Raw genomic sequence first — 22,440 nt, 5'->3', positions numbered from 1 at the left:
CATCCCCGGACAAGCCCAGCGGGGCCAGCCCCGCTCCAGGGTTTCCCGGTAGTGGTACCCCGGTCGGTTGCGCCGTTGTGCCAGCGATGCCGTTCCGCCGAGCCGATGCAGCTACCTTCCAACCCCAGGAGACGGGCATGACCGCACTGTTCGACCGGATCGACACCTTCGTCCTGCCGGTGGCCGATTACCAGGCCGCCGCTGACTGGTACGCCGCCAAGCTCGGCCTGCAGGCGACGTACGTGGATGCGGGCGCAGGCCTGGCGGTGCTGCCGTTGGCGCAGGGCGCGAGCCTGACCCTGTGGCAGCGCCAGGCCGGCGGGCCGGCACCGGATCCGCGCGCGCAGGGGGCGTTTCCGATCTTCGCCACGCGCGATGCGGCGGCGGCCTGCGCGACGTTGAAACGCCGTGGCGTGCGTGTCGGCGAACTGGAGCGCGGCGATGGCGTGGTGTATTTCCGCTTCCACGATGCCGACGGCAACTGCCTGGAGGCCTGCCAGGTGCTGCAGCCCGGCGCCTGAGCGCTTACGGCGTGGGCGTGGCGCCGCCGTGGTTGCCCGGCGTGCCCGTCGGGTTGCCGTTGCTGCTGTTGTTGTTGCCGCCGTTGTTGCCATTGTTGCCATTGTTGCCATTGTTGCCGCCGCCGTGCGGCCGGTGCCGGCGTGCCCGGCGCCGTTCGCGGCGTTCGCCCTGCGCCTCGGCGCCGGGGTCGGGCCGGCGCTCGGCCGGTGGCCGCCGTGGCGGATGCGCGCCGGGTACCGGCGCCGGCACATCGCGGCCGGGGACCTGGACCACGCGCAGTTCCTCGCTGTCCAGCTGCAGCGCGGTGAGCTTGCCGCCCCACACCGCACCGGTGTCGATGGCGTGCACGCCCTGGGTGATGGTCAGGCCCAGCGCCGACCAGTGGCCACAGACCATCTTCAGTTCGCGCTCGACCCGGCCCGGGACTTCGAACCACGGGTACATGCCCAGCTGCTGGGTGCCCGGCGTGCCCTTGTCTTCCATGCCGATGCGCGCGCGCGGCGTGCAGTAGCGCATGCGGGTGAAGATGTTGATGATCGCGCGCGAACGGTCGTAGCCGGTGAGGTTCGGCGCCCAGCTGGGGCCGTCGCCGTACATGTTGCGCAGCAGCTTGCGGTAGCCGTTGCCGTGCAGCTGCTGCTCGACCTCGCGCGCATGCCGCTCGGCCATCGCCACCGTCCACTTCGGCGCCAGCCCGGCATGGAACATCATCCAGCCCAGGCGGCGGTCCACGTGCACCAGCTTCTGCTGGCGCAGCCAGTCCAGCAGCACGTCGCGGTCCTCGGCCAGCACCACGCGCTGCAGGTCGGGGTTGACCTTGCGCTGCTCCTCGGCGCTGCGCGCGCCCACGGCCAGCAGCGACAGGTCGTGGTTGCCCAGCACCACTACGCTGTGCTCGCGCAGCGAATGCACCAGGCGCAGGGTCTCCAGCGACTGGCCGCCGCGGTTGACCAGGTCGCCGCAGAACCACAGCCGGTCGGCGGCCGGGTCGAAGTTGATCTTCTCCAGCAGCCGCTGGGTGACGTCGTAGCAGCCCTGCAGGTCGCCGATCGCCCAGGTCGCCATCAGTGCAGGGTCCTGGGAATGGACAGCACGAACGGCGCGACCGGCGCGGCGAACTCGGTGCCATCGTCGGCCAGCATGTCGTAGTGGCCCTGCATGGTGCCGCGCTCGGTGCCGAGCATGACCCCGGAGGTGTAGCGGAATTCCTCGCCCGGGCGCAGCCGCGGCTGCTCGCCGACCACGCCGTCGCCATCCACGTGCTCGGTGCGGCCGTTGCCGTCGGTGATGCGCCAGTGGCGGCTGATCAGCCGCGCCGGCACGCTGCCGCGGTTGTGGATGCGGATCGTATAGGCGAACGCATAGCGCCCGTCCTCGGGCGCCGACTGCTCGTCGATGAAGCGAGGCGACACCTCGATCTCGATCGCGTACTGGCGGGAATCATCCATGCGGGCAAGTGTAAGCAAAAGCGGTGTAAGCGGACGTCAGGCAGCGGTGGCGTTGGCCAGGGCGATGAACTCGGCCACGTCCAGCTGCTCGGCGCGCGCGTCGCTGCGCACCCCGGCGGCAGCGAAACCGGCCTCGTCGACGAGGCCGTGCAGCGCGTTGCGCAGGGTCTTGCGGCGCTGGCCGAAGGCGGCCTTGACCAGCCGCGCGAAGTGCGCCGGATCGGTGATGCCGACCGTGGCCGGATCGCGCGGCACCAGCCGCACCACCGCCGAGTCCACCTTCGGCGGCGGCCGGAACGCGCCCGGCGGCACCACGAACAGCGAGGTCACCTGGCACCAGGCCTGCAGCATCACGCTCAGGCGGCCATAGACCTTGCTGCCCGGCGCGGCGGCCATGCGGTCCACCACTTCCTTCTGCAGCATGAAGGTCATGTCGCTGATCGCCGCGGCGTGTTCCAGGGCATGGAACAGGATCGGCGAGGAGATGTTGTAGGGCAGGTTGCCGACCAGCCGGATCGGCGCGCCGCCGGCCAGCTCGGTGAAATCGACCTGCAGCACGTCGCGGTGGACGATGGTCAGCTCGCCCAGCGGCGCGGCCGCGGCGGTGAGCGGCGCGATCAGGTCGCGGTCGAACTCGATCACCGTCAGCTGCGGATGCCGGCGCAGCAGCGGGAAGGTGATGGCGCCCTGGCCGGGGCCGATCTCGACCAGCCGGTCGCCGGGCCGCGGGTTGACCGCCAGCACGATCTTCTCGACGTAATGCGCGTCGGCCAGGAAGTGCTGGCCGAGCTGCTTCTTCGCCGGCGCGGTGAAACCGGCGCCGGCGCGCGGGGCGTGGGAGGAATTCATCGGGTGATTTTACGGTGTGCGGCCAGCCGCGCGCACAGCGCGGTGGCGGCCTGCAGGCTGGAGGGATCGGCCGTGCCCTTGCCCGCCAGGTCGAGCGCGGTGCCATGGTCGACGGCCACGCGCGGGTAGGGCAGCCCCAGGGTGATGTTCACCGCCTGCTCGAAGCCGCTGTACTTGAGCACCGGCAGGCCCTGGTCGTGGTACATCGCCAGCACCGCGTCGAAGCCGCGCAGCCTGGCCGGCAGGAACGCGGTGTCGGCGGGCAGCGGCCCGGCCAGGTCCAGGCCGTCGCCGCGCAGCCGTTGCAGCAGCGGGATGACCACGTCCAGTTCCTCGCGGCCAAGGTGGCCATCCTCGCCGGCGTGCGGATTCAGCCCGAGCACGGCGATGCGCGGCCGCGCCAGGCCGAAGTCGCGGCGCAGCGCGGCGTGGGTGGTGGCGATCACCGCGCGCAGGCGCTCGGCGGTGATGGCATCGGCTACCTCGCGCAGCGGCAGGTGGGTGGTGGCCAGGGCCACGCGCATGTGCGCGTTGGCCAGCATCATCACCACCTCCACCCCGGCCTGGTGGGCCAGCAGTTCGGTGGTGCCACTGTAGGCGATGCCGCCGTCGTTGATCGCCGCCTTGTGCACCGGGCCGGTGACCACGCCGTCGAGTTCGCCCGCCAGGCAGGCCTGGCCGGCGCCCAGCAGGGCGTCGATCACCGCACGGGCGTTGGCCGGGTCGGGCTGGCCGAAGCGCGACGGCGCGGCGTTGCGCACCGCGCGCAGGCGCAGGTCGCCCGGCGCCGTAGCGGTGGCGTCCTCGGGCAGCAGGTTCAGCGGCAGGTCGAGCGCGGCGGCGGCGCCGCGCAGCGTGTCCGGGTCGGCAAATGCCAGCAGCCGGCAATCAACGCGCGGCTGCTGCGCCAGGCGGACGCAGAGTTCCGGGCCGACCCCGGAAGGCTCGCCCGGGACCAGAGCGAGCTGGGGAACCATGGGATCAGGGCTTGGCCGGTTCGGACGCGCCGGCGTCCGGCCCGGCGGTGCCCTCGGCGCGGTCGCCGGTGCGGAAGCTGACGTAGGCGTCGCCACGCAGCTCCTGCAGGAAACGGTTGTACTCGTCGTCCAGCTTGCGGCGGCCGATCTGGTCGCGGATCTGCGCGCGCTTGTTGTCGTCGGTCACGTCGGTCTGGCGGGTGGCCACGCGCTGCACGATGTGCCAGCCGGCATCGGTGCGGAACGGCGCGGTGACGCCACCGTCCTGCACGCTCTCGACCTGGCGGCCGAAGTCCGGGCCGAACGCATCGGCCGGGAACCAGCCCAGGTCGCCGCCCTGGCCGCGGCTGTTGGCGTCGTCGGACGATTCCTTGGCCACGGCCTGGAAGTCGGCGCCGCCGGCGATGCGCGCGCGCAGGGTCTCGATCTTCGCCTTGGCCGCGGCGTCGTCCACCTGGTCGGTCACGCGCACCAGGATGTGGCGGGCGTGGTACTCGGTGACGGTATGGGTGCCGGCGGCGTTGTCGCTGTCGCGCACTTCCACCAGCTTCAGCAGCTGGAAGCCGCTGGGGCCGCGGATCGGGCCGATCACGTCGCCGGCCTTCATCGCCTTGATCTGCGCGGAGAACGCGTTGGGGATCTCGTCCAGGCTGCGCCAGCCCAGGTCGCCGCCTTCCAGCGCGTTGGGGCTGTCGGAATAGCGCACCGCGGCGGCGGCGAAGTCCAGTTCGCCCTTGCCGATCAGGTTCTTGATGCCGTCGATCTTGCTCTGGCCGGTGGCGATCTGCTCGGCGCTGGCGCCGTCGGGCAGCGCCACCAGGATGTGCGCCAGGTGGTACTGCATGCCGCCGGCGTTCTGCTGCGCCAGGGCCGCGTCCACCTCGCCCTCGCTGACGCTGATGCGGCTCTGTGCGAAGCTCTGGCGCAGGCGCTGGGTGATGATTTCCTCGCGTACCGAACTGCGGAAGTCGTCGAAGCCGATGCCGTCCTGGGCCAGGCGCTGGCGCAGGCCGTCCACGTTGGTGCCGTTCTGCTGGGCGATGCTGGCGATGGCCTGGTTCAGTTCCTCGCCGCTGACCCGGATGCCGCTGCTCTCGGCGCGGGCCACCTGCAGCTTGACCAGCACCAGGCGCTCGAGCACCTGGCGTTCAAGCACGCCCTGCGGCGGCAGCTGGTGCTCGCGGCCGGCGTACTGCGCCTTGATGTTGTTGATCGCACGCTGCAGTTCGCTCTGCAGGATCACGTCCTCGTCGACGACGGCGGCGATGCGGTCCAGCGGCTGCGTCTGCTGCGCGGCGGCCGGTGCGGACACGCCGGCAAGCGCCAGCAGGGTGGCGAGGACTGCGGATAGGGTCTTGGTCATGGAATCAGGTTCGGATCGTAGTCGTCGTCGTTCGCCTCGATGTTGCTGGGCGGAACGAGGTACAGGTCGTCTCGGTTATAGCCGAGAATAGCACGGCGCAAGGTGCGGTCCGTGTCCTGCCCGACCGAGCTCAGGCCCTTGAGCACGAACTCGACCTGCAGGGAATTGTTCATGTCGCCCTCGCGGTTGCGCACGTAGCGGCGGGCCAGCGCGCGCACCGCCAGGCAGCAGCTGTCCCACTGCACGCCACCGATGATTTCCAGCGGCTTGTTGTCGAGCATCGAGTAGTAATAGCGGCCGACGATGCTCCAGCGCGGGTTGATCGGGTACAGGAACGACAGGTCGGCCTGCTTGAGCTGGTCGACGTTGGTGCTGGGGTTGCGGCGGTAGCGGTAGGTCAGGTTGACCACGCCGTCGCCGGGCATCAGGTAGCGGGCGCGGACGCTGGCCAGGTCTTCCTTGCGGTACTTCGGGTTCCACTGGTAGGTGCTGCCCAGGGTCCAGCGGTCGTTGATCGCCCAGTTGACGTCGGCGACCCAGGCCGAATTGCCCTGCTGGACGATGGCATCGCCGCTGCCGAGGGTGGTCCTGGAGTCATCGAAGTAGGAGATCTGGCCGATGCTGGCCGACAGCTTCTCGCGGCCGTCGGCCTGGCGGATCAGGCGCGTGGTCAGGGCCGTGGTCAGCTGGTTGGCGTCGTTCTGGCGGTCGGCGCCGGTAAAGCGCGAATCGCGGAACAGCTGGCCCCAGCTGAAGGTGAAGGCGCGGGTGTCGAACAGCGGCAGGTCGCGCTGGTCGCGGTACGGGGTGTTCAGGTAGAACAGCCGCGGCTCCAGCGTATGCAGGTAGGACTTGCCGCCGATCTCGGTCTCGCGGTCGAAGAACAGGCCCATGTCCAGGCTGGCGATGGGCAGGCTGCGGTGCGGGGTGGTATTGCCGCGCAGCTGCTCCGGCGTGGCGGTGGCCGGGTCGATGCCGTCGGCCACCAGCTGGTTGCGGCGGATGCTGTCGGCCAGGCCGCGGTCCAGGTCGTAGGCGGTGTAGCGCCAGGCCAGGGTCGGGGTGATGTACCACGCCGCACCGGCCAGCGGCATCGACACGTAGGGCTTGATGTCCAGGCGCGAGCCGCCGTCCACCCGGGTCAGGCTGCCGTCGCGCACGTACTCGCCGTCGACGATGGCCTTGCCGCGGATGTCGTCGTGGGTGAAACGCACCGCCTCGGCGTAGACGCCGGTTTCCAGCCAGCGGCCGAAGCTGTCGTCCCAGGTGCCGAACAGGCGCGGCTGGCGGCTGTAGGGCAGGGCGGCCTCGGTCAGGGTGTAGTCGGTCAGCTGCCAGTGGTCGGCCATCAGCCCGGCGGTCCAGGTGCGCCCGGTGCCGTACAGGCCGGCGGTGCTCTGCAGGTTGGAGGCGGTCACCCCGAGCAGGCGGTTGGCGAAATCCTCCATGTAGCGCTCGTCGCTGACCCAGGCCAGGTTGGCGCGCGCCTGCCAGTGCCGGTCCACGTTGTGGTAGCCGTTGTAGGCGATCTTGCCGCGCTCCCGGTCGCGCAGCGAATCATGCGGCATCCATTCGGTGTCCAGCTGGCCGCGGCCACCGCCGTAGAGGTAGCGGAACTCGTTGTCCAGCATCAGCCCGCGCCGGCTCATCCAGCGGGGGGTCAGGGTGTCGTCGTAGTTCGGCGCCAGGTTGAAATAGATCGGCTGCGCGTAGTCGAAGCCGTTGCGCCCGGACAGGCTCAGCTTGGGATAGAGCAGCCCGGTCAGGCGCCGGTCGTCGATCGGGAACTTGAACCACGGCATGTACATCACCGGCACCTTGCCGACGCGCAGCACCGCGTTGCGGGCGGTGCCGAAGCCTTCGTCGTTGTCCACCTCGATCTGCGGCGCGGCCAGTTTCCACACCGGCTGCGACGGATCGCAGGTGGTGTAGGTGGAGCGGTGCATCTGCCCCACCGAGCCCTGCAGGTCGATGGAGTCGGCGCTGCCGTTGCCGCGGCGTGAGACCAGCTGGTACCTGATGTCGCTGATCTTGTGGCTGTCGGTTTCCTGGTTGCCCTCGGCGCGCTTGGCGGTCAGGCGGATCGACGAGTCCGAATAGCGCACGTTGCCGTCGGCGATGTAGTTGCCGGTCTCGGTGTCGAAGCGCAGGTTGTCGGTGCCCATGAACTGGTCGCCGCGCTTGAGCGCGACGTTGCCCTGGTACTGGGGGATGACGCTGGTGCCGGAGAGCTGGTCGCCCTCGATGTCGGTGGGCAGCTGGTCGCGGGTGGCGGCCGCGGCCGGGTCGGCCTTGGGCGCCTCGTCGAACGCCGGCAGCACGTCGGTGGCCGGGCACAGGTTCCAGTTCACCGGCTTCTCGCTGGCCATCGCCGACAGTGCGAAGGCGACGCTCAGGGGCAGGGGAAGCAGGCGGAGGGCTGGGCGCACGCGGATCGGATTCAGTGAAAACGGCCGCTAGCTTGCCGCATCGCCTGCATGGGGGCAATGAAGACCGGCCCTGGCCGCCGGACGGGGTTCATGCGTCCGTCACCGGGGGAGCAGGGCGCCGACATGGGCCACGCTGCATTCGGCCAGGGCCTGCAGGTCGTAGCCGCCCTCGAGCATGGAGACCAGGCGGCCGTCGGCATGGCGGTCGGCCAGCGCCGCCAGCTCGGCGGTCAGCCAGCCGAAGTCCTCGGTCTCGACCATCAGGTCGGCCTGCGGGTCGTGCAGGTGGGCGTCGAAACCGGCCGACACGAACAGCAGCTGCGGGCGGAAGGCATCCACCAGCGGCAGCAGTTCGTCGGCCCAGGTATTGCGGAAACGGAACCCGCCGCTGCCCGGCGGCAGCAGGATGTTGCAGACATTGCCCACGCCGCGCTCGCGCATGTTGCCGGAGTACGGGAACAGGCCGGACTCGTGGCTGCTGTAGTAGGCCACCCGCGGGTCGGTCTCGAAGATGGCCTGGGTGCCGTTGCCGTGGTGGACGTCGAAATCGACGATGGCGACCCGTTCCAGCCCGTGCACGTCGCGGGCGTAGGCCGCGGCCACGGCGATGTTGTTGAACAGGCAGAAGCCCATCGCGGTGTCGGCGGTGGCGTGGTGCCCGGGCGGGCGCACCGCGCAGAACGCGCGCCGCCCGGGCCCGCGCATCACCGCGTCGACCGCGGCCACGCCGGCGCCGGCGGCATGCAGCGCGGCGCTGGCCGAGCCCGGCGAGGTGAAGGTGTCCAGGTCGATCCGCCGCAGCGGCGCGGTCTGCGCCTGCAGCATGTCGTCGATCAGCTCGCGGGTGTGGACCCGCGCCAGTTCGCCGAGCTTGGCCGGCGGCGCCTGGCGCCAGTCCAGCTGCTCCGGGAACGCCCGGCGCAGCGCGTCGAGCACCGCGCGCAGCCGTTCCGGCGATTCGGGATGGTCGGGGCCGGGGTCATGGCCCAGGCAGGCCGTGTGGGTGAATACGAGCATGCCCGGCACTGTAACCGGCCGCGCCTGGGCGTGCGCGGCCTCCGGGGGGAATCAGGCGCGCCGGCGCTCGTGGTTCCACAGCACTTCGCCGTGGCCGTCGGCCCGTGCCAGCACCCGCGCCAGCACGAACAGCAGGTCGGACAAGCGGTTCAGGTAACGCACCGCCTCGCCACGCACCGCCTCGACCCGGCCCAGGGCCACCGCCTCGCGCTCGGCGCGGCGCACGATGGTGCGGGCCAGGTGGCAGCGCGCGGCCGCCTCGCCGCCGGCCGGCAGGATGAAATCCTTCAGCGGCGGCAGGTCGTCGTTGTAGCGGTCCAGGTGCCGTTCCAGCGCGTCGATGTCGGCGCCCTGGATGGCGGCATGGCCGGGAATGCACAGTTCACCGCCGAGGTCGAACAGCTGGTGCTGGATGGTGGTTAACAGCGCGCGCACGTCGTCCGGCAGCGTGACCGCCAGCAGCACGCCGATGGCCGAGTTGGCCTCGTCCACGGTGCCGTAGGCATTGACCCGCAGCGAGTCCTTGCCGGTGCGGCTGCCGTCGCCCAGCCCGGTCGTGCCGTCGTCGCCGGTGCGGGTATAGATTTTGGAGAGCCGGTTGCCCATGGTGCGCGGCCGCTCAGTGCGCGACGCGATCGGCGGCCGCCTGGCGCGCGAACGCCTCGGCGGCAACCTGGGCCAGCGCGGCCATGCCGGTGTACAGGGCCGCGGTACGCATGTACGGCAGCAGCCAGTCGGTGTAGTTCTTGAACCAGCCGGCCACGGTCGGCTCGGCGACGACTTCGCTGGTCCAGTAGAAGCCGCCCTGCGCGAACAGGTGGCACACCACCACTGCGCCGACCAGGCTGGCGGCGAACAGGCCCAGCGCACGCCAGCTGGCGCCGGTGTAGGCGTGGCGCAGCAGCATGCCGCCGGCCCACATCGCGAAATAGGCCGGGACCAGCGCCCAGTAGCCGGCCGACACGCAGTAGTGCGCCCAGAAATCCATGCCCTGGCCGCTGATCACCGCCCAGTCGATCGCCACCGCCAGCGCCATCAGCAGCGGGAACGCCCAGCGGGTCCAGCCGCGCAGGTAGAAGCCGCCGATGAAGAACACCGCCCAGGACGCGTCCGGGACCGGCGCGAAATGGTTGATGCGGGTGCCGACCATCAGCAGCACAAGCAGGGTCAGGACGAAGGTGCGTTGGACGTTGGCGGTCATGGTGATGAGGGATCTGGCGGAATCAGGCCGCCATTCTAGCCGCAGTCGCGCCACGGCCGCGGGTGCGGCGCGGCAACGCGGCGGCGTTCGCGCTGGCCGAGCCATTATCATGGCGGCATGAGCGACCTTCATGATGTGGTGATCGTCGGTGGCGGACTGGTCGGTGCCAGCCTGGCCATCGCCCTGGACCGGCTGGGGCTGGACGTGGCGCTGGTGGAAGCGACCCCGGCCGGGGCGCTGCCGGCGGTGTTCGACCAGCGCAACCTCAGCTTCGCCGCGGCCACGGTCAACGCGCTCACCGCGCTGGGGGTGATGCAGCGCCTGCAGGGCCCGCCCGGCCCGATCCGCCGCATCCACGTCAGCCGCGCCGGCGATTTCGGCCGCGTGCTGCTGGATGCCGGCGACTACGGCCGCGACGCCTTCGGCCAGGTGGTGGTGGCGCGCGATTTCGGCCACGCGCTGGAGGCGCGCCTGGGCGACCTGCAGCGGCTGGTCCGCTACCGCCCGGCCACGTTCGTCGGCCTGGGCGACTGCGTCGATGGCCGCCGCCAGGTGCGCATCGCCGACGCCGCGGGCGAGCGCAGCCTGCGCGCGCGGCTGGTGGTCGGCGCCGACGGCACCCGCAGCGCGGTGCGCCAGGCGCTGGGCATCGACGCCAGCGAACACGATTACCTGCAGACCCTGCTGGTGGCGCGGGTGCGCGCCGCCCGGGCACCGGACGGCACCGCCTGGGAGCGCTTCACCGACACCGGCCCGACCGCGCTGCTGCCGCGTGGCGACCGCCATTACGGCCTGGTCCATGGGGTGGCCCGCGCGGAGGCCGAAGCGGTGATGGCGCTGGACGATGCCGCCTGGCTGGCGCGCGTGCAGGCGGTACTGGGCTGGCGCGCCGGGCGGCTGCTGGAAAGCGGCCCGCGCAGCGCCTACCCGCTGGTCCAGGTGCTGGCCCGGCAACTGGTCGGCGAACGCGCGCTGCTGCTGGGCAACGCCGCGCAGACCATCCATCCGCTGGGTGCGCAGGGCTTCAACCTGGGCCTGCGCGACGCGCTGACCCTGGCCGAGCTGATCGGCGATGCCGCGTGCGACCCGGGCGCCGACGCCCTGCTGCGGGCCTACGTGCAGCGCCGCGCGCCCGACCGCGAGCAGACCCTGGCCTTTTCCGACGGGCTGGCGCGGCTGACCGGCAACCCGGCGCCGCTGCTGCGGCCGCTGCGCAGCCTGGGGCTGGTGGCCGCCGCGCAGGCCGCGCCGCTGCAGTCGTTCCTGGTCGGTGGCGCGATGGGCTTCCGCGGGCAGGTGCCCGCACTGTGCAGGAGCCAGGTGCAATGAGCCGGCGTGGTGGATTGGATGCGGTGGTGGTCGGTGCGGGCGTGGTCGGCAGCACCTGCGCGCTGGCGCTGGCGCGCGAAGGCCTGCAGGTGGCGCTGGTGGAAGGGCGTGCGCCGGCGCCGTGGTCGGCGCAGCGGCCGGACCTGCGCGTGTTCGCCTTCGCCCACGACAACGCGGCACTGCTGGAATCGCTCGGGGTATGGCCGCAGGTGGCGCAGGCGCGGGCGCATCCCTACCTGCGCATGCGGGTGTGGGACGCGGCCGGTGGCGGTGAACTGGCCTTCGATGCCGACACCCTGGGCCGCCGCGAGCTGGGCTGGATCGTCGAGAATGGGCTGCTGGTGGACCGGCTGTGGGCGGCACTGCCCGGTGCCGGCGTGCAGCTGCATTGCCCGGCGCGGGTCGAGGCGATGGAACAGGACGAACGTGGCGTGCGCCTGCGCCTGGACGACGGCCGCCGGGTCGATGCGGCGGTGGCCATCGCCGCCGATGGCGGCGAATCCACCCTGCGCGCGCTGGCCGGGCTGGAGGTATCGCGCCACGACTACGGCCAGCGCGGCGTGGTCGGCTACGTGGACAGCGCGCGCGGCAACGAAGCCACCGCCTGGCAGCGCTTCCTCGATACCGGTCCGCTGGCGGTGCTGCCGGTGGACACGCACCGCAGTTCCATCGTCTGGACCCTGCCCGATGCCGAGGCCGAGCGGGTGCTGGCGCTGGACGACGACGCCTTCGGCCGCGAACTGACCAACGCCTTCGCCGGCCGCCTGGGGCCGATGCGCCCGGTCTCGCCGCGCGCGGCCTTCCCGCTGCGCCGGCAGCTGGCCAGCGACTATGTCGCCGGCCGCGTGCTGGTGCTGGGCGACGCCGCGCATGTGGTGCACCCGCTGGCCGGGCAGGGCGTCAACCTCGGCCTGCGCGACGTGGCCGCGCTGCGCGCCCTGGTGCACGACGCGCACCAGCGCCGCGCCGACTGGACCGCGCCGCACCGGCTGCGGCGCTGGGCGCGGATCCGGCGCAGCGACAACACTGTCGCCGCGCATGGCTTCGACGCGATCAACCGGGTGTTCTCCAACGACGAGATGCACCTAACCCTGGCGCGCGGCGCGCTGCTCGGCCTGGCCGGGCGCATGCCGCCGCTGCTGTCGCTGTTCTGGAAGCGCGCCTCGGGGCTGTGACGGCGCGCTTGCCTGCAGGAGCGCACTTGCAGGAACGCACTGCAGTGGGCGATGGGGTCGTCCCCGGAAAGCCCCGTGCGGGGCAAGCCCCGCACCTACGGGTTGCGTGTCAATCCAGCAGCCAGCCGGCCAGCTGTTCGCGCGCCAGTTTCCCGCGCCGGGCGCTGTCCAGCGCCGTGAACTCGTCGGCCAGTGCCGGGTTGGCCTGCGCCTCCTCGCGGCTGATGAAGCCATCGCCGTCCACGTCCAGCGCGTCGAAATCGATGCGGTAGTTGCCGGCTACGCTGTCCGGCTGGATCGAACGCACGATGACCGTGGCCTGGCCGGGTTCGCCCGGCAGCCGCACCTCGTGGGTGACCGCGCCGCTGGCCAGTGGCTGCGCGCGCACCGGCGCCGGGGCCACCGGCAATGGCGCGGTGACGGCACCGTCGCGTGGCGCGGTCTGTGCCGACGCGGGCGCGGCGGCGATTGCGGCCAACAGCAGGACAACGGGGGGCAGGCAGGGACGGAGCACGGCAGACCTCGCATACGGACGACGGGATTCGCCTGTGGCCCGCGCGGCCTCACTTCTTCATCCACCCCTCCAGCTGCGCCCTGCTCAGGCGGCCGCTGCGGTGGCTGTCGAGCGCATCGAACTCGCGCGCGAGCGTGGGGTTGGCCTGGGCTTCCTGGCGGCTGATGTAGCCGTCGTGGTCGCGGTCCAGCGTGGCGAAGTCGATATGGTAGTCGCCGCGGACCGAATCCGGTTCCTCCGAGGTCACCGTGACCGGCGTGCCCTTGTCGGTGAAGGTGGTCCTGCCGGTTTCCTGGGCCAGTGCCGGCGCGCTGGCCGCGCACAGCAGCAGCGCGGGAAGCAGCGGGCGGAAAATGTTCATGAGCGCACTCCTGTGAGGGAAAACACGCCCCCGATGCTTGGCCCGCCCCCGTTAAACCGGCCGCAAGAACCCATGCAGGCCGGCTGAATGTTGCCGCCGGTTCAGCGCCGGCCGCCTCAGCTGGGAATGAACGGGAACGCCAGCTTCAGCAGGCCCTTCAAGCCGCCTTCGACGGTGGAGCTGACCGCCTTGGCGCCCAGGCTGTTCAGCGCCCGCCGCACGTCGTCCCAGCGCAGCTGCGCCACGTCCTTCTTCAGCAGGTCGGCCACTTCCTCCGAGGTGGGGGCCAGCTTCTTCAGCGCCGCCACCGTCGCCTGTGGGTCGGGCTGCAGGTAGCCCCAGCGCTCGGCGATCTTCAGCAGCGTGTCGAAGCGCACCGCCACCACCTCGCGGTTGCGCTCGTAGACCGGCAGCGCGCCGACCTCGAGGATGGCCTGTTCGAAGCGCTGGGCGTCGTCGGGGTGCTCGATGCGCACCGCCAGGAAGCCGTCCTTGCGGCTGCGCTCGCTCACGTGCTTGGCCCCGGCGCGCAGGTTGGCCTCGGTCAGCACGGTCGCGGCGATGCGCTGCAGCGCGGCGTCGGCGTCCTCGGGCACCAGCGCGCGCCAGCGCGCGTAGCCGTCGCGGCGCAGGCCCTTGACCTTGGCCGGCGTCACCCGCAGCTGCAGCGCCACGCTGGCGTTGGAATCACCGCGGTCGATCGCGCCGTCGCGTTCGAGCAGCACGAAGATCAACAGCTCCAGGTCGCGCTTGGTCAGCGACTGGAACCCCTGCAGCAGGGTCAGGCGCAGGAATTCATTGCCGAAGCCGGCCGAGTCCTTCAGTTCGATGGCATGCATGCGTGTCCTCCCAGGGGTGACAGCATGCCCGATCGCGGTTGCGTGGAATGAGACGCCGCGCGGCGGTCGCCGTTTCCGGCTCAGCGCCCGTATTCACGCCCCGGGCGGTCGGCGCGGAAGGTCTCGATGCCGCCGCGGTCCTGCAGGGTCACGTACACCTGCCGGCCGTCGCTGCCGCCGAAGGCCAGGTTGGTCGGCTTGCGGCCCTTGAGCGGCACCTCGCGCAGCAGCTGGCCGTCGGGCGATACGATGGCGATGACCCCGGCGCCGTAGCGGGCGATGTACAGGTTGCCGTCGGCGTCGCAGCGCATGCCGTCCAGGCCGTGGTCGTCGAAGCGCAGCAGCAGGCGCTTGTTCGACAGCGCGCCGGCGGCATCGCGGTCGTACACCCAGACATTGCGCTGCACGCTTTCGTTGACGTACAGGCGGCGGCCGTCGGGGCTGACCTCGATGCCGTTGGTGGTGCCCATGCCGGATTCGAGCCGCTGTGCGCGGCCGTCGCGGTCGATGCGCCACAGCTGGCCGTTGTCCGGGTTGGCCCAGTCCGGGTCGCTCGCATACAGCGTGCCGTCCGGCGCCAGCGCGATGTCGTTGGGCTGGTGCGCGCCGTGCAGGCGCGCGAACACCGACACCGCGCGGGTGCCTGGATCGACGCGCAGCACGGCGTGGCCGGTGTAGTCGGCCACCCACATCGTGCCGTCGGCGGCGAAGCGGATGCCGTTGCCGACGCTGCCGTCGGGCAGGGTGAGGAACAGTTCGGCGCTGCCGTCCGCATCGACCCGGCCGATGGTGCCGTCGCGGCCGAAATTGACCACGTACAGCGCGCCGTCCGGGCCGCTGGCCGGGCCTTCGATGCCGGCGCTGAACACACCGTCGCCGACATGGTCGCGGGCGACGAAATCGGGCGCGGCGGCGACGTTGCCGCACACCGCCAGGCACAGCGCGACGACAGGGCGCAACAGGACGTGGCGGACGATGGCGGCGCTCTCCATGCGGGGAAGGCTCGCAGTGTGCCAGAGCCGCGCCATGGGAATGGCCGCTGGTTGCGAAAGCAACGACGTACCGCCGCAGGTGCGGGGCTTGCCCCGCACGCGCCCTTCCCGGCAATGCGCCGTGCGGGGCGAGCCCCGCACCTGCGATCAGCCGCGCGCCGGGATCGCCAGCACGGTGATCTCCTCGCGGTCGTGGTACAGCTGCTTGGCACGCACCGTCAGCGGCCGCCCGGCCTGCGCGGCGAACAGGTCCAGGCAAAGGCGGGTCTCGTCCCAGCGCTTCTTCATCGGCAGTTTCAGGTTGAAAATCGCGTGCCGGCACCAGCCTTCGCGCAGCCAGGTGGCCATGCGCTCGGCCACCCGTCGCGGCTGCTCGACCATGTCGCAGACCATCCAGTCCAGCGGCGTTTCCGGCTGCCAGTGGAAGCCGTCGGCGCGCAGGTGGTCGGCCAGGCCGGTATCGAGCACGTGCTGGCGCAGCGGGCCGTTGTCGATGCTGGTGACGTGCAGGTGCTGGCGGGTCAGCACCCAGGTCCAGCCACCGGGCGCGGCGCCCAGGTCGGCCGCGCGCATGCCCGGCTTGACCAGCGCTTCGCGTTCCTCGGGCGTGAGCAGGGTCAGCAGCGCCTCGTCCAGCTTCAGCGCCGAGCGCGAGGGCGCTTCGGGCAGCAGCTTCAGCCGCGGGATGCCCAGCGCCCACGGCGCGCTGTCGCGGGTGTCGGCGACGCCGATGAAGGCATGGGTGCCATCGACGAACACCACGTGCAGCCGCGGCAGCCGGGTGTTGTCCTTGTCGGTGAGCAGCCCGGCCTTGCGCAACGCCGGGCGCAGCGCATTGCCGAAACTGCGCGCCAGCCCGGCCAGCGGCTTGCCGGCGTCCGAGTCGGGGTGTTCCACCCACAGCTCGCCGAAGCGCGGCTGGCCCTGCAGTGCGGCGATGATCGGGCTGATGCGGTCGGCCGGGTCCAGCTGCGGCAGTTCGGCCAGTAGGCGCAGCTTCTGCCGCGCGAAGATCAGCCCGCGCCACGGCAGCGCGCGGTCGAGCGCGTCGGCGTCATCGCTGGCAAAGACCACGTAGCCGTCGTTGCGCCGCGTGCGCGCATAGCCGGCGATGCTGGCGTGGGCCGCGCGTTCGGTCAGTTCGGCGGCCAGTTCCGGCTCGAAGCCTTGGCGGCAGTAGCACAGCAGGCCGGTCATCGGGATTCCTTGGAGGTGGGGCGGAGCAGGGTGGGGAAGAGCGCGCCATAGGCTCGCACATGAGCGGATGCCGGGGCGGCCGGGCGCGCTGCGTGGTCCGCGGAACCGGGCGCAAGCGCCGCCGGCATCAAGCGGGTATCGCCTGTGCCCGCGTGTCGCGACCGCGCTGCGCCGTCAGCGTGCAGGCGCGGTCATCGGCCGCCGAACGGAAGGGGGCTGCCCACCCACCGCGGACGGTGGGCGCGGCCGTGCGCCTCAATAGCGCGCGCCGTCGCTGTGGCCGTAGTGGCGCAGCACCGCGCGCGCCGCATCGCGGTGCAGGCCCTGCACCACCTCGATCCCGCGCCGGTTCAGTTCGCCGACCCAGTCGGCCGGCAGCGGGCCCTCGTCGAATGCGGTCAGTTCCTCGACGTCGGCGGCGCTGGCGCCGATCAGCAGGCGGTCGATGCCGGCCCAGATGGTCGCGCCGTAGCACTGGCAGCACGGCTGCGAGGACGTGGCCAGGGTCACCGGCGACAGCACGTCGTTCAGCCGCGGGCTCTGCAGCCGCTGCTGCGCCAGCATGTAGGCCATGTTCTCGGCGTGCGCCAGCGAGGTGCAGTGCGGTACCACGCGGTTCACCGCCGCGGCGATGACGCGGTCGTCCGGGCCGAACACCACCGCGCCGAACGGGCCACCGGTTTCCGCATCCACGTTCAGCCGCGACAGCTCGACCGCCAGCGCGACCTTGGCGTCGTCGCCCGGATACACGCGGCTGGTGTCGACGACTTCGTGGATCCAGGCCGGGAGGGTCAGGTGGACTTGGGCGTAGAGCATTGGGCGAGGAGTAAATGAAGAGGAGTGAGGAGAGAGAGAAGGCGGGGGAGCAAGGCGAGGATGAGGAGCTGAAAACGCGGCAGGATCCGCTTCTTCCCACTCCTCACTCCTCTTCACTCACTCGTGCCCATCAGCCGGCCCAGGTGTCGCGCAGGGTCACGCTGCGGTTGAACACGGGCTTGTCCGCCGTGTGGTCGCGGCGGTCGGCGACGAAGTAGCCGGTACGCTCGAACTGGAACGACTGCTCCGGCACCGCGCTGGCCGCGGCCGGCTCGACGTAGCCGGTAACCACCCGGCGCGATTCCGGGTTCAGGTAGTCGCGGTAGCTCTTGCCGTCGGCTTCGTTGTCCGGGTCCGGCACCGAGAACAGGCGGTCGTACAGCCGGATTTCCGCTTCCACCGCGTGCCGCGCGCTGACCCAGTGGATGGTGCCCTTGACCTTGCGGTTGGCGCCTTCCATGCCCGGGCGCGATTCCGGGTCCAGCCAGCCGCGCAGCTCGACGATCTCGCCCGCGTCGTTCTTCACCACCTCGTCGACGCGGGCGATGCCGGCGCCGCGCAGGCGCACTTCGCCGCCCGGCACCAGCCGCTTCCAGCCCTTGGGCGGGACTTCGGCGAAGTCCTCGCGCTCGATCCACAGCTCGCGCGAGAACGGCACCTGGCGCTCGCCGAACGCTGCGTCCTTAGGGTGGTTGCTGAAGGTCAGCATTTCCTCGTGGCCTTCGGGCAGGTTGCCGAGCACCAGCTTCAGCGGCTCGATCACCGCCATGCGGCGCGGCGCGGCGCTGTCCAGGTCCTCGCGCAGCGCGCCTTCCAGCACGCTGAAATCGATCAGCGAGTTCTGCTTGGAAATGCCCACGCGCTCGGCGAACAGGCGCATCGCCGCCGGCGTGTAACCGCGCCGGCGCAGGCCCTGCAGGGTCGGCATGCGCGGGTCGTCCCAGCCATCCACCAGTTGCTCGGTGACCAGCGCCATCAGCTTGCGCTTGCTCATCACCGTGTAGTTGATGTTCAGCCGCGAGAACTCGATCTGGCGCGGCTTGGCCGCTTCGCGCGGCAGGCCCTTGTCCACCAGCGGCTGGGTCAGTGCCGGGTCGTGGGCGAAATCGACGTTGTCCACGCACCAGTCGTACAGCGGGCGGTGGTCCTCGAACTCCAGCGTGCACAGCGAATGGGTGATGCCTTCCAGCGCGTCGCCCAGCGCGTGCGCGTAGTCGTACATCGGGTAGATCGGCCAAGCGTTGCCGGTGTTCTGGTGCTCGACGTGCTTGATCCGGTAGATCGCCGGGTCGCGCAGGTTGATGTTGCCGCTGGCCATGTCGATCTTGGCGCGCAGGGTGCGGGTGCCGTCGGCGAACTCGCCGGCGCGCATGCGCGCGAACAGGTCCAGGTTCTCCTCGACGCTGCGCTCGCGGTAGGGCGAGGGGCGGCCCGGCTCGGTCAGGGTGCCGCGGTAGGCGCGCACTTCCTCGGCCGACAGGTCGCAGACATAGGCCTTGCCGTCGCGGATCAGCTTCTGCGCGCCCAGGTAGTAGGCCTCGAAGTAATCCGAGGCGTGGCGCAGCTCGTTCCACTCGAAGCCCAGCCAGCGCACGTCGTCCTGGATCGCGGCCACGTACTCGGGATCTTCGCGCGCCGGGTTGGTGTCGTCGAAGCGCAGGTTGCACACCCCGCCGAACTCGCCGGCGATGCCGAAGTTCAGGCAGATCGACTTGGCATGGCCGATGTGCAGGTAGCCGTTGGGCTCGGGCGGGAAGCGGGTCTTGATCGCGGTGTGCTTGCCGCTGGCCAGGTCCTCGCGGACGATCTGGCGGATGAAGTCCCGCTTCTCGGCGGGAGCCGTCTCCGGCGTGGCAGCAGCGGCAGGCGTGTTCTCGGACATGGGGGCGCAGGGTATTGAAATAGAACGCAAGTTTAGCCGAGCCGGGCGCCGGCTGCCGGACCGGCGCTATGCTGGGCGTCCCGCCCGCAGGTAGCGCCCATGCCCCGCCCCGTCCTGGTGATCGGCAACCGCAACTACTCCTCCTGGTCGCTGCGCCCCTGGCTGCTGCTGCGCCAGTTCGGCGTCGAATTCGACGAGGTGGTGCTGGCGCTGGACACGCCGGAGTTCGCCGCCCAGGCCCTGCACCACTCGCCCACCGGCAAGGTGCCGGCGCTGCGCGATGGCGAGCTGGTGCTCTGGGATTCGCTGGCGATCTGCGAGTACGCCAACGAGCGCTGGCTGGGTGGCTGCGGCTGGCCCGCCGAACTGCAGCGGCGCGCGCTGGCCCGTGCCGCCGCGGCCGAAATGCACTCGGGTTTCGCCGCGCTGCGCACCCAGTTGCCGATGAACAGCCGGCGCCGGCCCGACGGCTACCGCTGGGACGCCGCCGCCCAGCGCGACATCGACCGGGTGCAGGCGCTGTGGCGTACGCTGCGCCGCGAACACGGTGCCGGCGGCGATTTCCTGTTCGGCGGCTTCGGCATCGTCGATGCCATGTTCGCGCCGGTGGCGATCCGCTTCGACGGCTATGGCGTGGCGCTGGACGACACCGCCGCGGCCTACCTGCAGGCGCTGTCCGCGCTGCCGGCACTGCAGCAGTGGCGCCAGGCGGCCGAACAGGAAAGCGCGCGCGTGGCCGCCATCGACGCCCTGTGCCGCCCGGGCTGAGCCCGCCCTTCCCGGAGACAACCCCATGCAACTGGTCTACCAGACAAACAACCTGTTCGACGCCCATCTGGTCAAGCACGCGCTGGAGGACGCGGGCATCCCGGCCTTCGTGTTCGGTGAATCGCTGCTGGGCGCCGGCGGCGAGCTGCCGCTGTTCGGGCTGCTGCGGGTCTGCGTGCCGGACGCGGCCAAACCCGAGGCCGACGACATCGTCGCCGCGCTGGGCTTGGACGACGCCGCGGCCGGCCCCATCTGTGACGATGAGCAAGCGCCGGGAATCCTGCCGGCCTGAGGAGCGGACCATGCTGGGTATCGGACACGGGCGGTTGGGCATCGGCGCGTTCAAGCAGCGCCTGCCGCGACCGGAAGAAGCGTTGCCGGGGCGCGAGGCGCCGCTGCCGCTGCACAACGTGCACTACGTCAACGGCCAGCCGCTGCGCGGCGATTTCGCCGGGCTGGCCGTGCTGGACGTGGGCCTGGGCTGCTTCTGGGGCGCCGAACGCAAGTTCTGGCAGCTGCCGGGCGTGGTGACCACCGCGGTCGGCTACCAGGGCGGCACCACCCCCAACCCCACCTACGAGGAAGTCTGTTCCGGGCTGACCGGCCACACCGAGGTGGTGCGGGTGGTGTTCGACCCGGCGCGGGTCGCGCTGGACACCGTGCTGCGCACCTTCTGGGAAAACCACGACCCCACCCAGGGCATGCGCCAGGGCAACGACACCGGCACCCAGTACCGCTCGGCGCTGTACTGCCACACGCAGGCGCAGTTCGATGCCGCCATCGCCAGCCGCGATGCCTACCAGCAGCGCCTGGGCGCCGCCGGCTACGCCGACATCACCACCGAGATCGTGTACCCGGCGCCGCCGTTCTACTACGCCGAGGACTACCACCAGCAGTACCTGGCCAAGAATCCGAACGGCTACTGCGGAATCGGCGGCACCGGCGTGAGTTGCCCGATCGGGCTGGACGCCTGAGGTGGCGGAGGCCGCGCCACGCCGGTTGCTGGTGGTGTGGCACGGCTTCACCGGCGCCACCCGGGCCATGGCCGGCGCGGTCGCCGAGGCGGCGCGCGAGGGGGGCCGCGACGCGCTGGACGTGCGCCTGCTGCGCGCGGCCGACGCCGCGGCCGACGACGTGCTGGGCGCCGATGCGGTGGTGTTCGCCACCCCGGAAACACTGGCCTCGATCAGTGGCGCGATGAAGGATTTCTTCGACCGCAGTTACTACCCGCTGCTGGGCCGCTGCGACGGCAAGCCGTACGCGCTGGTGGTCTGTGCCGGTTCGGACGGGCAGCCGACCATCGCCCAGCTGCGGCGCATCGCCACCGGCCTGCGCCTGCGCGAAGTGGCCGAACCGCTGCTGGTGCGCACCCATGCGCAGACGCCGGAGGCGATCGCCGCGCCCAAGGTGCTGCCGCAGGCCGACCTGGCGCGCGGCCGCGAACTCGGCGCGCTGCTCGCGGCGGGGCTGGAACTGGGAATCTTCTGAGCCTGGATGCGGGGCTTGCCCGCATGCACCTTCGCGGCCGGGCATTCTTCGGGCATGGCCCGGGCGTCTGCAGGCACGCACCCGGGGGCGCGGCCGGCCTTGCCGGCAAAGCCCCAGCGCCCACGAAGGCGCGCGTCTGCGAGGGGCGGCGGTTCAGCGCGGCGGCGATGCGCCGCCGGCAGGGCGGGTGCCCGGGATCCTCTGCAGCCACCCGGTACCGTAGATGCGGGGCCTGCCCCGCATGTGCATTGACACACCCGGAGCGTTGCCCGGTTGCCCGCAGAAGCGCACCCGGGTGCGCTCCCGCGGACGTTCAGCGGGCCAGTTCGTCGGCAATGCGCTGGCGCAGCGCCTGCAGGTCCTTGGCGAAGGCGTCGATGCCGGTGGCCAGCTTCTCGGTGGCCATCGGGTCGGCGGCCATGTCCGCGTCGAACTTCGCCTGGTCGATCGGCGCGACGTCCACCGCTTCGGCGGCGCCCGGCACCAGCTTGCGCGGCAGCTCGCCCAGGTCGGCGTCGAGCTTTTCCAGCAGGTCCGGCGAGATGGTCAGGCGGTCGCAGCCGGCCAGCGCCTCGATCTGCGCGGTCGAGCGGAACGAGGCGCCCATCACCACCGTCGGCGAACCGCGGCGCTTGAACTCGGCGTACACCCCGCGCACGAACCGCACGCCCGGGTCCTCGTCGATGCTGGCCGGCGCCTGGCCATGGGCCACGTACCAGTCCAGGATGCGGCCCACGAACGGCGAGATCAGGAACGCGCCGGCTTCCGAACAGGCCAGCGCCTGGGTCGGGTTGAAGATCAGCGTCAGGTTGCAGTCGATGCCCTCGGTCTGCAGCACGCGGGTGGCTTCCACCCCGGCCCAGGTGGCGGCGATCTTGATCAGCACCTTGTCGCGCGGCACGCCGGCCGCTGCGTACATGGCGATGAACTGGCGCGCCTTGGCGATGGTCGCGTCGGTGTCGTGGGCCTGGTCGGCATCGACCTCGGTGGAAACGCGGCCCGGCACCAGCGCGGCCAGCATCGTGCCCACGCCGATGGTCAGGCGGTCGACCACGGCCCTGGCGACCTCGGCGCGGTCGCCGGGCTGGGCGCGGCCCCATTCTAGTTCGCGTTCGATCAGCCCGGCGTACACCGGCAGGTCCAGCGCCTTGCGCACCAGCGTCGGGTTGGTGGTGCAGTCGACCGGGCGCAGGCGCTTGATGGCGTCGTAGTCGCCGGTATCGGCGACCACGACGGACAGTTCACGCAGCTGGGCGAGCTTGGATCGGGTCAT

Annotated in this window: 24 protein-coding genes; 7 read left to right on the top strand and 17 right to left on the bottom strand. The window is 71.3% G+C overall.

Features of this window, described 5'->3' with window-relative positions; genetic code table 11:
- Positions 1 to 137: 137 nt before the first annotated feature.
- Complete coding sequence (locus MKP15_RS14715) at positions 138 to 521, top strand: VOC family protein (RefSeq protein WP_240213225.1); 384 nt, start codon at positions 138 to 140, stop codon at positions 519 to 521.
- A gap of 4 nt (positions 522 to 525) precedes the next feature.
- On the opposite strand, the gene MKP15_RS14710 is transcribed toward MKP15_RS14715, so the two are convergent.
- From MKP15_RS14710 to MKP15_RS14670, 9 genes are all read right to left on the bottom strand, one after another.
- A complete protein-coding gene (locus tag MKP15_RS14710) occupies positions 526 to 1,587 on the bottom strand; it encodes a symmetrical bis(5'-nucleosyl)-tetraphosphatase (RefSeq protein WP_240213224.1) in 1,062 nt (353 codons plus the stop codon).
- A complete protein-coding gene (apaG, locus tag MKP15_RS14705) occupies positions 1,587 to 1,970 on the bottom strand; it encodes a Co2+/Mg2+ efflux protein ApaG (RefSeq protein WP_104939559.1) in 384 nt (127 codons plus the stop codon). Before apaG ends, MKP15_RS14710 begins: the two co-directional genes overlap by 1 nt.
- A 36-nt stretch (positions 1,971 to 2,006) precedes the next feature.
- Positions 2,007 to 2,819, bottom strand: a complete 813-nt coding sequence (gene rsmA, locus MKP15_RS14700; RefSeq protein ID WP_240213223.1) for a 16S rRNA (adenine(1518)-N(6)/adenine(1519)-N(6))-dimethyltransferase RsmA — start codon at positions 2,817 to 2,819, stop codon at positions 2,007 to 2,009.
- Positions 2,816 to 3,796, bottom strand: a complete 981-nt coding sequence (gene pdxA / locus MKP15_RS14695; protein ID WP_240213222.1) for a 4-hydroxythreonine-4-phosphate dehydrogenase PdxA — start codon at positions 3,794 to 3,796, stop codon at positions 2,816 to 2,818. Before pdxA ends, rsmA begins: the two co-directional genes overlap by 4 nt.
- 4 nt (positions 3,797 to 3,800) lie before the next feature.
- Positions 3,801 to 5,159, bottom strand: coding sequence for a peptidylprolyl isomerase (locus MKP15_RS14690; RefSeq protein WP_240213221.1), 1,359 nt, complete (start codon positions 5,157 to 5,159; stop codon positions 3,801 to 3,803).
- Positions 5,156 to 7,588: an LPS-assembly protein LptD gene (gene lptD, locus MKP15_RS14685; RefSeq protein WP_240213220.1), complete on the bottom strand. Its 2,433-nt coding sequence runs from the start codon at positions 7,586 to 7,588 to the stop codon at positions 5,156 to 5,158. Before lptD ends, MKP15_RS14690 begins: the two co-directional genes overlap by 4 nt.
- A 99-nt stretch (positions 7,589 to 7,687) precedes the next feature.
- Complete coding sequence (locus MKP15_RS14680) at positions 7,688 to 8,605, bottom strand: histone deacetylase family protein (RefSeq protein WP_161613837.1); 918 nt, start codon at positions 8,603 to 8,605, stop codon at positions 7,688 to 7,690.
- A 51-nt stretch (positions 8,606 to 8,656) separates the two neighbouring features.
- Positions 8,657 to 9,211 carry a cob(I)yrinic acid a,c-diamide adenosyltransferase gene (locus MKP15_RS14675; protein ID WP_240213219.1) on the bottom strand — a complete coding sequence of 185 codons (555 nt, stop codon included), beginning with the start codon at positions 9,209 to 9,211 and terminating at the stop codon, positions 8,657 to 8,659.
- Between the two features lie 13 nt (positions 9,212 to 9,224).
- Complete coding sequence (locus MKP15_RS14670; protein ID WP_240213218.1) at positions 9,225 to 9,806, bottom strand: hypothetical protein; 582 nt, start codon at positions 9,804 to 9,806, stop codon at positions 9,225 to 9,227.
- A 117-nt stretch (positions 9,807 to 9,923) separates the two neighbouring features.
- Here MKP15_RS14670 and ubiH point away from each other — a divergent pair, with 117 nt between their 5' ends.
- Together ubiH and MKP15_RS14660 are read left to right on the top strand one after the other, a co-directional pair.
- A complete protein-coding gene (ubiH, locus tag MKP15_RS14665) occupies positions 9,924 to 11,135 on the top strand; it encodes a 2-octaprenyl-6-methoxyphenyl hydroxylase (RefSeq protein WP_240213217.1) in 1,212 nt (403 codons plus the stop codon).
- On the top strand, positions 11,132 to 12,310 hold the full coding sequence (locus MKP15_RS14660) for a UbiH/UbiF family hydroxylase (protein WP_240213216.1): 1,179 nt from the start codon (positions 11,132 to 11,134) through the stop codon (positions 12,308 to 12,310). The genes ubiH and MKP15_RS14660 overlap by 4 nt, the downstream gene beginning before the upstream one ends.
- Positions 12,311 to 12,419: 109 nt before the next feature.
- Here the strand turns inward: MKP15_RS14660 and MKP15_RS14655 are convergent, their stop codons facing one another.
- From MKP15_RS14655 to MKP15_RS14625, 7 genes are all read right to left on the bottom strand, one after another.
- Positions 12,420 to 12,788: an EF-hand domain-containing protein gene (locus tag MKP15_RS14655; protein ID WP_240213215.1), complete on the bottom strand. Its 369-nt coding sequence runs from the start codon at positions 12,786 to 12,788 to the stop codon at positions 12,420 to 12,422.
- An 85-nt stretch (positions 12,789 to 12,873) separates the two neighbouring features.
- Positions 12,874 to 13,185: a hypothetical protein gene (locus MKP15_RS14650; RefSeq protein WP_161613842.1), complete on the bottom strand. Its 312-nt coding sequence runs from the start codon at positions 13,183 to 13,185 to the stop codon at positions 12,874 to 12,876.
- 116 nt (positions 13,186 to 13,301) lie between these two features.
- On the bottom strand, positions 13,302 to 14,024 hold the full coding sequence (locus MKP15_RS14645) for a hypothetical protein (RefSeq protein WP_240213214.1): 723 nt from the start codon (positions 14,022 to 14,024) through the stop codon (positions 13,302 to 13,304).
- Positions 14,025 to 14,104: 80 nt separating this feature from the next.
- Entirely contained in the window at positions 14,105 to 15,016 is a 912-nt protein-coding gene (locus MKP15_RS14640) for an SMP-30/gluconolactonase/LRE family protein (protein WP_240213213.1), read from the bottom strand.
- 147 nt (positions 15,017 to 15,163) lie between these two features.
- Complete coding sequence (rlmM, locus tag MKP15_RS14635; RefSeq protein ID WP_240213212.1) at positions 15,164 to 16,213, bottom strand: 23S rRNA (cytidine(2498)-2'-O)-methyltransferase RlmM; 1,050 nt, start codon at positions 16,211 to 16,213, stop codon at positions 15,164 to 15,166.
- Between the two features lie 255 nt (positions 16,214 to 16,468).
- Positions 16,469 to 17,029 carry a nucleoside deaminase gene (locus MKP15_RS14630; RefSeq protein WP_240213211.1) on the bottom strand — a complete coding sequence of 187 codons (561 nt, stop codon included), beginning with the start codon at positions 17,027 to 17,029 and terminating at the stop codon, positions 16,469 to 16,471.
- Between the two features lie 130 nt (positions 17,030 to 17,159).
- On the bottom strand, positions 17,160 to 18,911 hold the full coding sequence (locus tag MKP15_RS14625; RefSeq protein ID WP_104939545.1) for a glutamine--tRNA ligase/YqeY domain fusion protein: 1,752 nt from the start codon (positions 18,909 to 18,911) through the stop codon (positions 17,160 to 17,162).
- A 99-nt stretch (positions 18,912 to 19,010) separates the two neighbouring features.
- Between MKP15_RS14625 and MKP15_RS14620 the strand changes: the two genes are divergently transcribed.
- The 4 genes from MKP15_RS14620 to MKP15_RS14605 are packed head-to-tail and all read left to right on the top strand — an operon-like array spanning position 19,011 to position 21,167.
- Positions 19,011 to 19,679: a glutathione S-transferase family protein gene (locus MKP15_RS14620; RefSeq protein ID WP_240213210.1), complete on the top strand. Its 669-nt coding sequence runs from the start codon at positions 19,011 to 19,013 to the stop codon at positions 19,677 to 19,679.
- 25 nt (positions 19,680 to 19,704) lie between these two features.
- Positions 19,705 to 19,971 (top strand): DUF2007 domain-containing protein, encoded by a 267-nt coding sequence (locus tag MKP15_RS14615; protein ID WP_104939543.1) that lies wholly within the window; start codon positions 19,705 to 19,707, stop codon positions 19,969 to 19,971.
- A gap of 10 nt (positions 19,972 to 19,981) precedes the next feature.
- Positions 19,982 to 20,653, top strand: a complete 672-nt coding sequence (msrA, locus tag MKP15_RS14610; RefSeq protein ID WP_161613847.1) for a peptide-methionine (S)-S-oxide reductase MsrA — start codon at positions 19,982 to 19,984, stop codon at positions 20,651 to 20,653.
- Between the two features lies 1 nt (position 20,654).
- Positions 20,655 to 21,167, top strand: a complete 513-nt coding sequence (locus tag MKP15_RS14605) for an NAD(P)H-dependent oxidoreductase (RefSeq protein WP_240213209.1) — start codon at positions 20,655 to 20,657, stop codon at positions 21,165 to 21,167.
- A gap of 313 nt (positions 21,168 to 21,480) precedes the next feature.
- Here the strand turns inward: MKP15_RS14605 and MKP15_RS14600 are convergent, their stop codons facing one another.
- On the bottom strand, positions 21,481 to 22,440 hold the full coding sequence (locus MKP15_RS14600) for a transaldolase (RefSeq protein ID WP_240213208.1): 960 nt from the start codon (positions 22,438 to 22,440) through the stop codon (positions 21,481 to 21,483).

The sequence above is a fragment of the Stenotrophomonas sp. Y6 genome (assembly GCF_022436665.1).
GTDB classification, from domain to species: domain Bacteria; phylum Pseudomonadota; class Gammaproteobacteria; order Xanthomonadales; family Xanthomonadaceae; genus Stenotrophomonas; species Stenotrophomonas acidaminiphila_A.
Note: the sequence above shows the minus strand (reverse complement) of the source record. Positions and strands in the feature narration are given on the sequence as shown.

Excerpts from the sequence above, each read along its gene's own strand:
- MKP15_RS14715 (WP_240213225.1), top strand. The coding sequence starts at position 138 with ATGACCGCACTGTTCGACCGGATCGACACCTTCGTCCTGCCGGTGGCC.
- MKP15_RS14710 (WP_240213224.1), bottom strand. The coding sequence starts at position 1,587 with ATGGCGACCTGGGCGATCGGCGACCTGCAGGGCTGCTACGACGTCACC.
- apaG (WP_104939559.1), bottom strand. The coding sequence starts at position 1,970 with ATGGATGATTCCCGCCAGTACGCGATCGAGATCGAGGTGTCGCCTCGC.
- rsmA (WP_240213223.1), bottom strand. The coding sequence starts at position 2,819 with ATGAATTCCTCCCACGCCCCGCGCGCCGGCGCCGGTTTCACCGCGCCG.
- pdxA (WP_240213222.1), bottom strand. The coding sequence starts at position 3,796 with ATGGTTCCCCAGCTCGCTCTGGTCCCGGGCGAGCCTTCCGGGGTCGGC.
- MKP15_RS14690 (WP_240213221.1), bottom strand. The coding sequence starts at position 5,159 with ATGACCAAGACCCTATCCGCAGTCCTCGCCACCCTGCTGGCGCTTGCC.
- MKP15_RS14680 (WP_161613837.1), bottom strand. The coding sequence starts at position 8,605 with ATGCTCGTATTCACCCACACGGCCTGCCTGGGCCATGACCCCGGCCCC.
- MKP15_RS14675 (WP_240213219.1), bottom strand. The coding sequence starts at position 9,211 with ATGGGCAACCGGCTCTCCAAAATCTATACCCGCACCGGCGACGACGGC.
- MKP15_RS14670 (WP_240213218.1), bottom strand. The coding sequence starts at position 9,806 with ATGACCGCCAACGTCCAACGCACCTTCGTCCTGACCCTGCTTGTGCTG.
- ubiH (WP_240213217.1), top strand. The coding sequence starts at position 9,924 with ATGAGCGACCTTCATGATGTGGTGATCGTCGGTGGCGGACTGGTCGGT.
- MKP15_RS14660 (WP_240213216.1), top strand. The coding sequence starts at position 11,132 with ATGAGCCGGCGTGGTGGATTGGATGCGGTGGTGGTCGGTGCGGGCGTG.
- MKP15_RS14650 (WP_161613842.1), bottom strand. The coding sequence starts at position 13,185 with ATGAACATTTTCCGCCCGCTGCTTCCCGCGCTGCTGCTGTGCGCGGCC.
- MKP15_RS14645 (WP_240213214.1), bottom strand. The coding sequence starts at position 14,024 with ATGCATGCCATCGAACTGAAGGACTCGGCCGGCTTCGGCAATGAATTC.
- MKP15_RS14640 (WP_240213213.1), bottom strand. The coding sequence starts at position 15,016 with ATGGAGAGCGCCGCCATCGTCCGCCACGTCCTGTTGCGCCCTGTCGTC.
- rlmM (WP_240213212.1), bottom strand. The coding sequence starts at position 16,213 with ATGACCGGCCTGCTGTGCTACTGCCGCCAAGGCTTCGAGCCGGAACTG.
- MKP15_RS14630 (WP_240213211.1), bottom strand. The coding sequence starts at position 17,029 with ATGCTCTACGCCCAAGTCCACCTGACCCTCCCGGCCTGGATCCACGAA.
- MKP15_RS14625 (WP_104939545.1), bottom strand. The coding sequence starts at position 18,911 with ATGTCCGAGAACACGCCTGCCGCTGCTGCCACGCCGGAGACGGCTCCC.
- MKP15_RS14620 (WP_240213210.1), top strand. The coding sequence starts at position 19,011 with ATGCCCCGCCCCGTCCTGGTGATCGGCAACCGCAACTACTCCTCCTGG.
- MKP15_RS14615 (WP_104939543.1), top strand. The coding sequence starts at position 19,705 with ATGCAACTGGTCTACCAGACAAACAACCTGTTCGACGCCCATCTGGTC.
- msrA (WP_161613847.1), top strand. The coding sequence starts at position 19,982 with ATGCTGGGTATCGGACACGGGCGGTTGGGCATCGGCGCGTTCAAGCAG.
- MKP15_RS14600 (WP_240213208.1), bottom strand. The coding sequence starts at position 22,440 with ATGACCCGATCCAAGCTCGCCCAGCTGCGTGAACTGTCCGTCGTGGTC.